The 14,559-nt window shown below is 71.6% G+C and carries 10 protein-coding genes; 8 read left to right on the top strand and 2 right to left on the bottom strand.

From position 1 onward, the window contains the following. Position 1 precedes the first annotated feature (1 nt). The 8 genes from ACFYSH_RS28865 to ACFYSH_RS28830 all read left to right on the top strand — a co-directional run bounded on the left by ACFYSH_RS28865 (position 2) and on the right by ACFYSH_RS28830 (position 11,818). Entirely contained in the window at positions 2 to 652 is a 651-nt protein-coding gene (locus ACFYSH_RS28865) for an isochorismatase family protein (protein WP_359468721.1), read from the top strand. 91 nt (positions 653 to 743) lie between these two features. Continuing rightward, positions 744 to 2,249: an MFS transporter gene (locus ACFYSH_RS28860; protein WP_359468724.1), complete on the top strand. Its 1,506-nt coding sequence runs from the start codon at positions 744 to 746 to the stop codon at positions 2,247 to 2,249. Positions 2,250 to 2,423: 174 nt separating this feature from the next. Further along, complete coding sequence (locus ACFYSH_RS28855) at positions 2,424 to 5,210, top strand: AAA family ATPase (protein ID WP_359468727.1); 2,787 nt, start codon at positions 2,424 to 2,426, stop codon at positions 5,208 to 5,210. A gap of 129 nt (positions 5,211 to 5,339) precedes the next feature. Continuing rightward, positions 5,340 to 6,425 carry a 3,5-dihydroxyphenylacetyl-CoA synthase DpgA gene (gene dpgA, locus ACFYSH_RS28850; RefSeq protein ID WP_359468730.1) on the top strand — a complete coding sequence of 362 codons (1,086 nt, stop codon included), beginning with the start codon at positions 5,340 to 5,342 and terminating at the stop codon, positions 6,423 to 6,425. Between the two features lie 60 nt (positions 6,426 to 6,485). Continuing rightward, positions 6,486 to 7,193, top strand: coding sequence for an enoyl-CoA-hydratase DpgB (gene dpgB / locus ACFYSH_RS28845; protein WP_359468733.1), 708 nt, complete (start codon positions 6,486 to 6,488; stop codon positions 7,191 to 7,193). A 29-nt stretch (positions 7,194 to 7,222) separates the two neighbouring features. Continuing rightward, entirely contained in the window at positions 7,223 to 8,587 is a 1,365-nt protein-coding gene (dpgC, locus tag ACFYSH_RS28840; protein WP_359468736.1) for a (3,5-dihydroxyphenyl)acetyl-CoA 1,2-dioxygenase DpgC, read from the top strand. After that, positions 8,584 to 10,314: a thiamine pyrophosphate-binding protein gene (locus ACFYSH_RS28835; protein WP_359468739.1), complete on the top strand. Its 1,731-nt coding sequence runs from the start codon at positions 8,584 to 8,586 to the stop codon at positions 10,312 to 10,314. Before dpgC ends, ACFYSH_RS28835 begins: the two co-directional genes overlap by 4 nt. Positions 10,315 to 10,363: 49 nt before the next feature. Then, positions 10,364 to 11,818 (top strand): aldehyde dehydrogenase family protein, encoded by a 1,455-nt coding sequence (locus tag ACFYSH_RS28830; protein ID WP_359468742.1) that lies wholly within the window; start codon positions 10,364 to 10,366, stop codon positions 11,816 to 11,818. A 112-nt stretch (positions 11,819 to 11,930) separates the two neighbouring features. Here the strand turns inward: ACFYSH_RS28830 and ACFYSH_RS28825 are convergent, their stop codons facing one another. Together ACFYSH_RS28825 and ACFYSH_RS28820 are read right to left on the bottom strand one after the other, a co-directional pair. Next, complete coding sequence (locus ACFYSH_RS28825; protein ID WP_359468746.1) at positions 11,931 to 13,169, bottom strand: AMP-binding protein; 1,239 nt, start codon at positions 13,167 to 13,169, stop codon at positions 11,931 to 11,933. 79 nt (positions 13,170 to 13,248) lie between these two features. Continuing rightward, a complete protein-coding gene (locus ACFYSH_RS28820; RefSeq protein WP_359468749.1) occupies positions 13,249 to 14,523 on the bottom strand; it encodes a cation:proton antiporter in 1,275 nt (424 codons plus the stop codon). Positions 14,524 to 14,559: the final 36 nt, after the last annotated feature.

The following is a 14,559-nucleotide window of genomic DNA, read 5'->3' as shown; positions in this document are numbered from 1 at the left end:
CATGGACGTCCCCGTGATCACCCCGTATCCGATGCCCGGCCAGGGCTTCCCCGTCGAGAACCTGGTGGACTGGACCGCGGACCCCGCGCGGTCCGCCCTGCTGGTGCTGAACATGCAGGGGTTCTTCCTCCGGCCGTACGCCCGCGGCACGTCACCCCTCGACGCCCTGCTGGCCAATTGCTCGGCCCTGCTGGAGACGTGCCGCCGACTGCACGTGCCGGTCATCCACACCGTGCAGCCGGGCACCCAGGCCCCGGGTGAGCGCGGCCTGCTCACGGACTTCTGGGGGAAGGGCCTCGACGACGCCCTGGAGGACGCGGCCATCGTGGACGAACTCGCCCCGGACGCGAGCGGGACCGTCCTCTCCGCCTGGCGCTACAGCGCCTTCTTCGGCTCAGGGCTGGAGCAGCAGGTACGCGCCATGGGCCGGGACCAGATCGTGATCTGCGGAGTATACGCACACCTGAGCTGCGTCACCACCGCGGTGGACGCGTTCGGCCACAACCTCGAGGTCTTCCTCGCAGCCGACGCGGTCGCGGACTTCAGCGCCCACGAGCACCGGGCCGCGCTCGCCTGGGCGGCGAGCTGCTGCGGGGCCGTGAAGCCCACCGCAGCGCTCACGGCGGAACTGCTCGGCACCGCCCGGGGATGACGCTCCGGGCCGCCGCGCGACGCCTCCCGGACAAGGTGTGACCCCGCCGTTCCCGCTCGACACGAGCATCGCGCGAGGCTATTATTTTTACATGTACAAAAACTCGGAACGAGAGGTACGGGCCGAAAGCCCAGGAGGGGTCCTGTGGACCGTCTCCATCGCCCAGCTGATGGTCTCGCTCGACGTCTCGGTGGTGAACGTCGCTCTGCCGTCGATGCGGACGGCGCTCGGCTTCGACGAATCCGGGCTCTCCTGGGTGGTCAATGCGTACACACTCACCTTCGGCGGACTCCTGCTCCTGGGCGGCCGGGCGGCCGACCGGTTCGGGCGCAGGCCGCTGCTCCTGATCGGCCTCGCGCTCTTCGGCATCACCTCGCTCCTGGGCGGTCTCGCACAGGATCCCGGGCAGCTGATCGCCGCGCGCGCGTTGCAGGGCGTGGGCGCGGCACTGATCGCCCCCGCCGCGCTCGCCGTCCTGTCGACGTCCTTCCCGGCAGGGCCCCAGCGCGGCAGGGCCCTGGGCGTGTACAGCGCCGTCACCGCAGGTGGCGCCGCCGTCGGCGTCGTGGTGGGTGGTCTGCTCACGGAATACATCAACTGGCGCTGGGTCATGCTGGTTAACGTCCCCATGGCGCTCATCGGCGTATGGCTCACGCGTCGCCACGTAGCGGCAGCCACCGCGGGCGACACGGCACGACGACTCGACGTGATCGGTGCGATCCTGGCCACCCTGGGTACGTCACTGCTGGTCTTCGCCCTGGTCAGGACCGAGTCCGAGTCGTGGGGTTCCGCGAGCACGATCGGCGGACTGGTCGTCGCGGCGGTCCTGTTGGCCGGATTCTTCGTCTACGAGGGGACCTTTGCCAAGGAGCCGCTCCTGCGGCTGCGCCTGCTCACCAACCGGGCGGTGTCCGGCTCGAACCTCTACATGATGATGGTCTCCATCACGATCTTCACCTCCTTCTATTTCGTCTCCCTCTATCTCCAGCAGGTCCTCGGGATGGGTGCGCTGAGCGCCGGCCTCGCGTTCCTGCCGTTCTGCCTGGGCCTCGTCGTGGGGTCGCTGTACGCGGTGAAACTGCTCGCCCGGTTCGACGCCCGGCAACTGCTCATCGTGGGCGGGATCATCGGCGCCGCCGGAATGTTCTGGTTTAGCCAGATCCGGCCGACCGGCACCTTCGCGGTCGACGTCTTGGGGCCGTCGCTGGTGACCAGCTTCGGTATCGGGCCGCTCCTCGTCCCGATCGCCAACGCGGCGACTGCGGGGGTCGCCCCGACGGAGGCCGGCATGGCCTCGGGCCTTCTCAACAGCGCGCGCCAGCTCGGCGGCAGCATCGGACTCGCCGCGATGAGCACGGTCGCGGCCACCGCCACGTCCAACGCCGCCGCGTCGGACTCGGCGGGCGAGCGGCTCACCTCCGGGTACGGCATGGTGTTCGCGGCCAACAGCGGGCTGCTGCTCTTCGCCGTGCTCGCCGCCGTGTTCCTCCTCCCCCGCCACAGCCCCGCGCCGGGCCCGGGTCCCCGCCAGCACACCGGACAGGCACCCGGCCCCCACCTCGGTGCGGAGCAAGCCAGTCCGGCGGAAAGGGGCTGACGCAACCACCCGCACCCACCAACCGACCGGCCGTGAACGGGATCCCCCGCGCGGCCGGTCCTTCATGTGCGCACCCCCCGGGCACCGCACCGGCCTCGGGGAGAGAACGTCCAGCACTCCTTCAGACGACTCCGCGCAGACTGAAGCCGTCACGGCGCGAGGAGGTGCACACTGATGGTGCTGGTCGAACGGGAACGCCAACTCGCACAGCTGTCCGGCCTGCTGGAGGGCTGTCTGCACGGAGCCGGCAGCGTCGTCGTCCTGCGGGGCCCGGTGGCGGTCGGCAAGACAGAACTGCTGCACACCTTCGCGGACCGGGTGGCGAGTGCCCGGGTTCGCGTCCTCGCCGCCGCCGCGTCGCCGGCTGAGCAGCACCTGCCCTTCGGCCTGCTCAGCCAGCTCCTGCACGGAGCCGATCCCTCGTACGCGCAGCGGGCCGACGCCCTCATCGGTGACGGAGCCGGTGAGGACGGTTCGGTCGGCCCCCAGGTCCTGGAGGGAGTCTCACGGATCTTCCTGGACATGAGCGCCGAGGAACCACTGCTCATCGGGGTCGACGACGTCTACCACGCGGACCCCGATTCGCTGCAGTGCCTGTTCTTCCTCGCCCGCCGGCTGCGCCGGTCGCGCATCCTGCTCGTCCTGGGCGACCAGGACCGCTCCGGTTCCCGGCACGCGGATCTCCGCGCCGAGCTGTCGCGCCATCCGTACTGCACACAGATCCGCCTCGCCCCGCTCACCAGCGACGGCGTCGCTGCGCTGCTCGCCCACGACCTCGACGCGCATGTGGCGCACAGTCTCGCCGCGGGCGCGTTCGCCATCACGGGCGGCAATCCGCTCCTCGTACGGGCGCTGGCCGAGGACTGGGAGGCATCGGCCCGGTCGGCCCGGACGGAGCCACCCACCGATCTGGTGGTGGGGGACCTCTTCGCCGAACGGGTCGTGAGCTGTCTCCACCGGCTCGAACCGGACGCGCTCGCCGTGGCCCGGGCCGTGGCCGTGGCCGGTGACGCACCCCGCACGGAACTCGTCGCCCAGCTCAGCGGAGTCGACGCGATCGAGGCCCGCGCGCTCGTCGAACTGCTCGACGAATCGGGCCTGTTGCACCAGGGCCGCTACCGGCACCGAGCCGCTCAGGACGCCGTTCTCAGGGACTTCGGGGCCCCCGGACGCATCGCGTGGCACCGGCGCGCCGCCGCGATGCTCCATGCCGATGGCGGCCGTTCCATCTCGATCGCCCACCAGCTCATCGCTGCCGGGGAGTCCGACGAACCCTGGGCGGCTGCCGTGCTCCGGGAGTCCGCGACCAGCGCGACCGCCAGCGGCGAGCTCGATTTCGCCTTCGACTGCCTCGAACTGGCCCACTCCCTCGCCGCCGACGAGCAGCAGCGCGCCGCGAGCCGTGCGGCTCTCGCCGAGGCCGAGTGGCACATCGAGCCCGCACGCGCCGTGCGTCATCTCGGTCAGCTCTCAGTCGCGGTGAACCGGGGCATGCTGACGGGACCTCAGTCCCTGGCCGTGTTCGAGTACCTCCTGTGGCACGGCCGGGTGGACGAGGCGGCCGCGACGCTCGACCGCCTCACCGCCGCTGCGACCGGACCGGAGGCGGCGGAGCTCGCCGCCGTCCGCGCCTGCCTGGAGCTCTGCTACCCGGCCCAGCGACGCCGCGCGGGCAACGGCATACCTGCCCCCGCGCCGGTGGATCCGAGTGCCGGCGCCCCCTCGCTGGTCACCACCGTACTCACGGCCGTGCTGGGCGACGTGCCGGTGTCGGGCGACCACCTCTGGCAGGGCCTGCCCACCGACGAGCCGCTCTCCCGGATCTCCCTGGGCCTGCTGGCGCTGGCCAGGCCCGAGCGGCTGGCGGCCCTGGCCCCGTGGTGCCTGCCGATGCTCTCGGACGCCGCGGGTCACGACCGCCCGGGCTGGCAAGGCCTCCTCACAGCGGCGCGCGCCGACGCGGCGCTGCTCCGGGGCGACCTGCAGGCCGCGGGCGAGTTGTCGTCGACGGCCCTGGACGAGACATCCGGTACCGGTTGGGGCGTGCTGGTCGGCGCGCCGCTCGCCTGCCTGCTCACCACCGCCGTGGAGACCGGACGTGACCAGGACGCCGCCGCGTATCTGAGCATGCCCACGCCGGGCGCGCTGCTCGAGACGCCGTTCGGACTCCGGTACCTGCGGGCGCGCGGGCAGTACCACATGGCGGTCGGCAGGCCCTATGCGGCGCTGAACGATTTCAGGACCTGCGGCCGGCTCCTGAGGGACTGGGAGGCCGACGGTGCCCGGCAATTGCCGTGGCGGATCGACGCCGCCCAGGCCCTGGTGCAACTCGACCGCCGGGACGAGGCGCGCACGCTCCTGGAGGAGCAGCTCGACGGCCTCCCCGACCACGACGGGCACGTCCTCGGCCGGGCGTTGCGGCATCTGGCCGCGACACTGGAGCCGCGCGAGCGGCCACCCCTGCTCAACGACGCCGTGGAGGCGTTGCAGGCGGCCGGTGACCGGGTGGAGCTCGCCCACACCCTCGCCGACCTCGGCAACGCCCATGCCGTGCTCGGTGACTCGCGGCGGGCCAGGCCGACCCTTCGCCGGGCCTGGCGGGTGGCCAGGGACTGTCACGCCGAGCGCCTCGCCCGGTCCCTGCAGCCCGGTCCCACGGGTACGCCGGCGGCCGGGGCCGCCGGAGGACCGCATATCGGCGGTGACCGCGCGGTCGAGCTCAGCGCAGCGGAGCGCCGGGTCGGAAGCCTGGCCGCGCGGGGCCACAGCAACCGGCAGATAGCGCAGCGGCTGTGCATCACCGTGAGCACCGTCGAACAGCATCTGACGCAGGTCTACCGAAAGCTCAACGTGAGAAACCGGACCGACCTTCCGGTGTTCCTGGAGACGGAGGAGAACGAATCCGGGGTCACCCCCTTACTCGCCGACGCCTTTTCGAATTCCGCCCCCTATCCCCCCTAGAGAGCCCGGTGACTGCGTTCACAGAGGAAGGGGTATTCGCGACCCCGATTCCCTCGACTAGCCTGAATCCGCGACTCTTTCACAGAGCATCGAGAGCCTTTCCATCGACTTCAGCGAGGGACAGTCATAGTGATTCTCAGTGAAACCAGGTCCACTTGGGCCGATACGCGAAACGGACCCGCCATACTGGGTGTGGGAACGGCGACACCGGATTCCTCATATTCCCAGCAGGACCTCCTGGACATGTACGATATCCAGGACAGCCGCATCCGTTCCGTCTTCCTCAACAGTGCCATAGAGCGACGTTTTCTGAACGTTCCGCCGGACGGCGACGACGGCCGGCCCCGGATGGAGACGCAGGGCGAACTGCTCGCCAAGCACAAGGCCCGGGGCACCGAGATGGGCGCCCTCGCCCTGCAGTCCTGCCTCAAGCGGATCGGCGCGGCGGTCAGCGACATCGGCTATCTGGTCTGCGTGACCTCGACCGGTCTGCTGACCCCCGGTTTCAGCGCACTCCTCATCCGGGAACTGGGCATTCCCACCGACTGCAGCCGCCTCGACATCGTCGGCATGGGCTGCAACGCGGGCCTCAACGCCCTCAACGCGACCACCGGCTGGGCGTCGGCCAACCCGGGAAAGATCGCCATGATGGTTTGCATCGAGGTGTGCTCGGCAGCGTACGTCTTTGACGGCACGATGCGTACCTCCGTCGTCAACAGCCTGTTCGGCGACGGGTCCGCGGCGATCGCCGTCTCGTACGCGCCGGAGAAGCCCGGTCCGCGGGTACTGAAGTACGCCAGCTGCATCGTCCCCGACGCCGCCGACGCCATGCGGTACGACTGGGACGACGAGCAGGGCAAGTTCAGCTTCTACCTCGACCGGGACGTGCCCTACGTGGTGGGCGCGCACGCCGAGGGCGTCATCGCGGACCTCCTGAGCGGAACCGGCCTGCGACGCAGTCAGATCGCGCACTGGCTGGTGCACTCCGGCGGCAAGAAGGTCATCGACTCCGTGTCGGTCAACCTCGGCCTCACCGGGCACGACGTGCGGCACACCACCGAGGTGCTGCGCGACTACGGCAACCTCTCCAGCGGGTCGTTCCTGTTCTCGTACGAACGGCTGCTGCGGGAAGGCGTGACCCGCGCCGGCGACTACGGCGTCCTGATGACGATGGGCCCCGGTTCGACCCTGGAAGCGGCGCTCGTCCGCTACTGAGCACCCTCTGTACCGAATGCACCGAACTCCCCTGCCGCCCCAGACGATCAGGACTCAGACATGTCTTCCTCGGACCTCGCACCTGCCCCGTCCCCTGACACCACCCTCGACATCGACAGCACGCGTCCGCTGTGCCCCCTGCTGGTCGCGGACGTCAACGGACTCTGCGACCGCCTGGAGAGCGCGCAAGGCCCGACGGGCGCCGTGATCCGGTTGCACGGCATGGGCCCGGCGGAAAACTGGCCCGGCGACGTCGCCATCGACGTGGTGAGCCGCTGGGAGAAAGCCCTGCGGCGGCTGGAGCAGGGCCGGTTCGCCAAGATCGTGACCGTCGAGGGCGTCTGCAGCGGTCCCGCCCTGGACGTGCTCCTCACCGCCGACCACCGGATCGGCGCGCCCGGACTGCGTATCGCCATGCCGGTGAACAACGACGGCGTCTGGGCGGGCATGGCCGTGCACCGGCTCACCAACCAGTTGGGCGGCCTCCACGCCCGCCGGCTCGTGCTGTTCGGCGCCGAGCTCTCGGAGCAGCGGGCTCTGGCCATCGGGCTCATCGACCAGACGGCCAAGGACCCGGCCGCCGTAGCCGCGCGGCTGGCCGCGCGCTTCGCCCGGCTGAATGCCGCCGAGCTCGCGATACGGCGGCAGCTCGTCATCGAGGCCGGTGTGACCGCCTTCGAGGAGGCCCTGGGCAAGCATCTCGCCGCCTGCGACCGGACGCTGCGCCGGACCAGGGGCGATTTCGCGGGCGCACACGGCAACGCATGATGACCACCACCACCGAAGGAGCGGCGAACATGACGGTACGTCTCGTGGCCGGTACAGAGCACCGACCCGCGCAGGCACCGGTACTCAGCGGCTCTCTGCTGGCCGACGCCAACGCCTTGATGGCGTACACGGCCGAGGCCGAGAAGCTGCTCGCGGAACTCCCGCCCAAGCCGGGGCGCAATCCCGACCAGCAGCAGCTCGCCAGCGAGATGATCAACGATCAGAGGCGCGTACGGAGCGCGTTCCTGGAATTGCACGCCGAGCGGGTCTACCACGAGCTGACCGGGGGCCTGCACGAGCAGCGCTCGCTGTCCGAACTGGTGCTCGCCGCTTCCGAGGCCTTCCCCGGCCTCACCCCGACCGAGGCGCAGATGGCGGCGGAGCACACCTGCGGCCAGGCCGACAAGGACGGGCGGGAGATCGACCAGGGCCTCTTCTTCCACTGGGTGCTGCGGTCACCGCAGGCCGGTCCCCACCTGCTGCACGCCATGCTGCGGCCCACCCCTCGCGCCCGGTCGCTGAAGGGCGAGTTCGACCGTACGGGCAGCCTCGACCTGGGGACCGTCCGGCTGGAGCGGGTCGACCGGGCCGCCCACATCACCCTGGGCAACGGCCGGTTCCTCAACGCCGAGGACAACCGGCTCGTCGACGACCTGGAGACGGCCGTCGACCTCGCCCTGCTCGACGACCGCGTGAAAGTGGGAGTGCTGCGCGGCGGGAAGATGAGCCACCCGCGCTACCAGGGCCGCCGGGTCTTCTGCGCCGGAATCAACCTCGTCGACCTGCACCAGGGCAGGATCTCGTTCGTGGACTTCCTGCTCCGCCGCGAACTCGGCTACCTCCACAAGCTGATCCGTGGAATCCGCGTCGACGATGCCTGGCCCCGGCCCCAGGTGGAGAAGCCGTGGGTGGCAGCCGTCGACACCTTCGCGATCGGCGGCGGCATGCAGATGCTGTTCGCCGTCGATCACGTCATCGCCGCCGCCGACTCCTACTTCAGTCTCCCGGCGGCCCAGGAGGGCATCGTGCCGGGCATGGCCAACCTCCGGCTGACCGCGCTCGCGGGCGGGCGGCTGTCGCGGCAGGTCATCCTGTCCGGCCGCAAGCTCTGGGCCAGCGAGCCCGACGCACGGGTGGTCTGCGACGAAGTGGTCGACCCCAAGCTGATGGACGCCGGCGTCGATGCGGCGGTCGCGCGGCTGGCCAGCCCGGCCGTGGTCCCGAACCGGCACATGATCAATCTCGCCGAGGAGCCGATGGACCACTTCCGTGCCTACGCCGCCGCGTTCGCGCTCGAGCAGTCGCTGCGGCTGTACAGCGGCGACGTCATCGACAAGGTCGACCGGTTCAGCGCCGGCACGTCTGCGCAGCGGCAGACGGGGACCGGCTCGTGAGGCCCGTCGACGCAATGCTGGAGGTCCTGCGCGACGAAGGCGTGACGCGCGTCTTCGGCAACCCGGGCACGACGGAACTGCCCTTCGTCGAGGCGGTCACGGAGGCCCCTGACCTCCAGTACGTCCTGGGGGTCCAGGAGGCGTCCGTGGTCGCGATGGCCGACGGGTACGCACGTGCCACAGGCCGCCCCGCCTTCGTCAGTCTGCACATCGCCGCCGGGCTGGCCAACGGCATGGTCGGACTTCTCAACGCAAGCCGGTCGCGCACGCCGCTGGTGGTGACAGCCGGACAGCAGGACCGCCGTCATCTGGCACAGGACCCCATGCTCTCCGGCGACCTGGTGGGCATCACCCGGGCCGTGGTCAAGCACACCTTCGACGTCCAGCACGCCCACGACCTCCCGGACATGCTGCGCCGTGCCTTCGCCCTGGCCGTCCAGCCCCCCGCGGGCCCGGTCTTCCTCTCGATCCCGATGGATCTCCTGGAGGAGGAGACATCCGTCGCCCCGCCCGCGCCGAAGTCGAGGCGGGGCGGGCTCGGCCCCGCCGGCGGATGGCCGGAGGCGGCGGAGCGGCTCGCAACCGCCGCCAGGCCGGCCATCGTCGCCGGCGACGGGGTGGGGCGCGACGGCGCAGTGGCCGAGCTGGTGGCGCTCGCCGAGGCGACCGGCGCGACGGTCTTCCACCAGCCGATGCACGACGGCGTGGACTTCCCCACCGTGCACCCCCTCTATGCGGGCATGCTCGACGCCCGCTACTCCGCCATCCGCTCCGCTCTCGACGGACACGACGTGGTGCTCATCGCCGGCACGCGCGCGTTCATGGCGCACCACTACGAGCCCGGTTCGCCGATCCCCGCCGGCACCACCGTCATCCAGCTCGACGACGACCCGGGCGAACCGGGGCGGACCTTCCCCGTGGCGCTCGGTCTGGTAGGCGGTGTGCGGGCCACGCTGGGGGCACTCGCCGCGCAACTCGCCGGAAAGGTGCCCCGGGCGCCGTCACGCGTCCGGGCGATCGCCCCGGCGCACGAGGCCACCCGCGCCCGGGTGCGGAAGCGCGCGCTGGCGGGGTACGGCGACGCGCCGATGGACCCGCTGGCCGCCGTGCACGCCGTTGTCTCGGGGCTCCCGGCGGACTCCGTCGTGGTGGAGGAGGCGATCACCAGCGGGCTGCTGCTGCGCGGAGTCCTGCCGTTGGAGCGCCCCGGTTCGTATGTCCACACGGTGGGCGGTGGTCTCGGCTCCGGCATAGGAGCCGCCATCGGCTCCAGGATGGGGGACCCCACCCGCCCGGTGGTCGCCGTCCTCGGTGACGGCTGCACCCTGTTCGGGCTCCAGGGGCTGTGGAGTGCCTCGCACTACCGCGTCCCAGTCACCTTCGTGGTGATGAACAACGGCGAGTACCGCACCCTCAAGGAGACGGCTGCCCGGCGGAAACGAGGCCCGGCCGCCCGCACTGACGGACCGGCGCTGACCCCGCCGCGGCTCGATCTGGCGCCCGCCAAGGATTTCCTGGGTCTCACGGACGGACCGCCGGGCGGTCCCGACGGCCTGGACCTCACACCACCGGAACTCGACTTCACCCGCGTCGCCGAGTTCTTCGGCATCACCGCAATACGGGCCCGCTCGACGGACCATCTCGCGGAGACCGTGGCGTGGGCCGCCGCCGGGGCTGAGCCCGTCCTCATCGACGTTCCGCTCACGAGTTACGCCGACAGCGCCTGACCTGCGAGCTGTGGGCCCGAGGACAACATCAGAGCGTCAGGAGGAAGCCATGACAACCCTGGTCGATGTGAGCGGTCCGGCCGCAACGGTGTTCAGCGGTGGCCGGCCGGCCACGTCCGACGGCTCGGTCGTCGATGTGGTCGAACCGGCGACCGGCAAGACGCTCGCCCAGGTCGATGTCGCCGACGCGACGGACGTCGCGCGCGCCGCAGCCGGGGCCGAGCGGGCCCAGCGGGCCTGGGGCACGCTGCCCCCCGGCTCGCGTGCGGCGGTGTTGCGGCGTGCGGCGGCCGTGCTGGAGGAAAACCGCGCGGAGGTCGCCCAGTGGCTGATCCGCGAGGGCGGTGCCGTACGGGCGAAGGCGGAGACCGAGATCGCCGACTCGGTGGAGGAACTCCTCCAGGCGGCGGCGCTGCCCACCCAGCCGCACGGGCAGGTCCTGCCCGCCGCCCCCGGCCGGTCGAGCCAGGCCCGCCGGGTGCCGCTGGGCGTGGTCGGGGTGATCAGCCCGTGGAACGTACCGCTGCTGCTTGCCCTGCGCTCGGTGGCCCCCGCGCTCGCCCTGGGCAACGCCGTAATCCTCAAGCCCGACATCCGTACACCGGTCTCGGGCGGGCTCGTCGTGGCGCGTCTCTTCGAGGAGGCGGGGCTCCCGGAGGGCGTCCTGCACGTACTGCCGGGCGACGCGGTCGCCGGTGCCGCTCTGACGGCCGACCCGACCGTGGCCATGGTGTCGTTCACCGGCTCGACCGCGGTCGGCCGGGAGGTGGGAGCCGTGGCGGGGCGCACCCTCAAACGGGCCTCGCTCGAGCTCGGCGGCAACAACGCGCTGATCGTGCTTGACGACGCCGGCCTGGAGGCGTCCGCGGCGGCAGGGGCCTTCGCGTCCTTCTTCCACCAGGGCCAGATCTGCATGGCGGCGGGGCGGCACATCGTGCACGCGTCGGTCGCCGAGGCCTACGTTCACCGGCTCGTCGAGGAGGCAGGGCAGCTCACCGTCGGCGATCCGTGGACGGACCAGGTCGACCTGGGGCCGGTGATCGACGGCCGACAGCTGCGGCGCACCCACAAGATCGTTCGCGACAGTGTCGCGGCCGGCGCCGAACTGCGGTGCGGCGGCGTGCCGGACGGGCCGTTCTACCCGCCCACGGTCCTCACCGGGATCGGCCGGGAGATGCCGGCGTTCACCGAGGAGATCTTCGGCCCGGTAGCGCCTGTCGTCGTCGTCCAGGACGACGACGAGGCGGTGGCCGTCGCCAACGACACCGGGTACGGCCTCGTGTCGGCGGTGCGGACGGGCTCCGTGGAACGGGGGCTGCGCCTCGCCGACCGGCTGCGGACGGGCATGATCCACGTGAACGACCAGACCGTCAACCACCAGGCGGTGGTGCCCTTCGGCGGCTTCGGTGCCTCGGGCAACGGCTCCCGGCACGGGGCGCAGTTCGCCTGGGACTCCTACACCCAGTGGCAGTGGATCACGATCAGGGGCGACGGGGCCGCCTGACGGCCTCGTGTACCGGGTCGGGGCCCTCCGGTTACCACGCGCACCGACTTCGCCCCACATCCTGGCGCGGTGCGCGACCAGGGCCCCGGCCCCGGCAATGACGCCCGATGGTTCACGTGGCCTGTCGCGGGCGGGGGCCCGTCAGTTCGACACCCCCGCCCGGGTTCCGCCGACCCACGAAGCCTGAGCGGAGGAGGACCGCTCCGGGGCCGGACGCGGAGCGGTCGCCGATGACGTCGAAGGGCAGGGCCCTCCCCCGCGCGCACACCTCGCCCGTCTGCCCGGCACGGAGGGACTCCCCCAGCGCACCGCGTACGCTCAGCCGCACGCCGGGGGCATCCGCGATCACCGGGTTCCCGGTCGAGGACGTGTCCTCACCGGCGGGATACACGCTCACCGCCCACGGCAGCACGCTCCCGTCCGGCGCGAACTCGGCGCGCAGGACCGTGCCGGGCAGGAGCTCGACGTGCCGGGACACCAGTTCGGGGGTGCACGGGGCGCCCACGAGGACGACCATCCGGGGCCGCGGGCGGCGGGGCTCCCGCGCCAGGGCTTCGAGCGCCTGCGCAAACTGCCCCGGCTCGCACACAGCGACGACACCGCCGAGACCGGCGATTCCTCCCGGCTGCACGTGCAGCGTGCTGCCCGACCCGAAGGCCCACCACATCGCAGACAGGGTGGCGGGCCCCGTGGGGTGTTCGTTGACCGAGACCGTCGGCCCGGGGGGTCCGGTCTGATCGGACCTGGCGGCCATGGCCATGTGCCAGGCCCTGTGGTCCACGAGGTGGCCGAAGTTCCGTCCCCCGCCTTCCCCCGCCGTCAGCAGGTAGGCGGGCTCCTCGGGCGCGGAACGCGGCAGAGCACCGTCGACGGAGCGCGCTCCGATCCGCTTCCACAACTCGGGGTCGTCCAGCAGGAGCCGCCGCCGGCAGCCGTCGTGGTCCCACGCCTCCGAGGTCGCGCGGCTGCACAGCACCGTGTCGGCGCCGCTGGCAGCGGCGATGCGGCGGACCCCGCCGACAGGCAGGTCGCGGGGCACCGGGACGCACACACCACCCGCCTTCATCACCGCCAGCTGGGCCACGAGCGCCTGCCGGTGGTCCGCACAGTGCACGACGACCGGGTCCCCCAGCTGTACGTCGGCGCTCAGCAGCGCGGTGGCGAGCTGGGCGGAGAGGGCGCCGGCCTTGCCGTACGCGAGGGTGTACGGCCCCTCCCGCACCACGACGGCCCGCGGGTGGCGCCGGGCGGCGCGGGTGAAAAGCCCGTCCAGCGTCCGGGCCGGCTCGGCGGAGGTGTCCCGCCTGCGGGTGCCGGGGCGGACGGGATCCCGGAGTTCAGCCGAGAGCATGTCTGCGTCTCCTTCTGGTCCTTGTCCTGATCCTGCGGCTTGCGGCCCGGTTCAGGCCTTGCCGCCGCCCCGCGGGCGGCTACGCGGCGGGCCCGACGGATGCGGAGCGCTCGGGCTCGCGGTCGGACTGCCCGGACGTGATCTCCGGGACGATCACCGGCTTCGCGTACGTCCATGTCAGCAGGGGGCCGGTCATCGCCGTGGTCACCAGCGCCACGACGACCAGGAGCGAGTACAGCCCTCCGTCGAGCAGCCCGGCCTGAAGTCCGACACCGAGGATGACCAGCTCGGTCAGGCCACGGGTGTTCATGAGAGCGGCGAGCGCGGCGGCGGGCCTGGGCGGCAGCCCCGTGCTCCGGGCTCCCGCATACGTCCCGCCCAGCTTTCCGACCACGGCGACGAGCAGGACGGCGGCCAGCTCGACGGACTCCGCCCAGCCGAACCCCCTGAGGTCCACCTTGAGTCCGGCCACGACGAAGTAGACGGGAAGCAGCACGGAGGTCACGGAGCGGGTGCGCTGCATGAGGTCCGCACGCAGCCGCTCGGCGCCTTCGCTCGGCATGATCAGGCCGAAGAGGAAGGCACCGAAGATGTAGTGCATGCCCATGGCCTCGGTCGCCGCACCGCAGAGCAGGGCACCGATCAGCACCTGCGCATACCACCAGGACGTCGCCGGCCGGCCGCCGTCGCCCCGGTTCACCAGGCGGCGCAGCCACCGGCGTACGACCAGCACCAGCACCAGCACGAACGGGATCATGAGGGCCACCCGCCAGTGCGCGCCCACGCTGCCGATCGCGCCCTGCACCCCGGCCAGGGCGGTCCAGGCGACGAGGTCCACCAGGGCCGCCGCCGCCAGGGCGATGCCGCCGAGCGTGGTGGCCGCGAGCCCTCGGTCGGAAAGGATTCTGGCCAGTACGGGGAACGCCGTCACCGACACGGCCAGGCCGATGAAGACGATGAAGGCGGCTTTCTGGTCGGTCTCGTGGTTCCGCAGCAGGAAGTAGCCGAGGCCGATGCCGACGACGAACGGCACCGCCGTCGATCCGAGGCTCACGGCCGCGGCCATCCGCATGCGGCCGCGCAGTGCCCGGCGCTCGATCTCCAGTCCCACCCCGAACATGAAGAGCGTGACGCCGACATCCGCCATGGCGCTCAGCAGCGGCCGTATGACGGGAGGGAACAGGGCCTCTGAGACGGCTCCGTCGAGAACGGTCGGCCCGAGGAGCACGCCGGCGAGGATCTCGCCCACCACGGGCGGCTGGCCGATCCGCGTGGCGAGGTGCCCCAGTCCGTGGGCGAGGACAAGGATGAACGCGATGTCGAAGAGGAGTAGGGACACCTGATCACTGCTCATGCCCACCACTCTCCTTCAGCCGCCTACAGATGGTCT

This window comes from Streptomyces sp. NPDC005791 (assembly GCF_042871485.1).
Lineage (GTDB): Bacteria > Actinomycetota > Actinomycetes > Streptomycetales > Streptomycetaceae > Streptomyces.
This window is presented reverse-complemented; position numbering and strand designations above follow the sequence as displayed.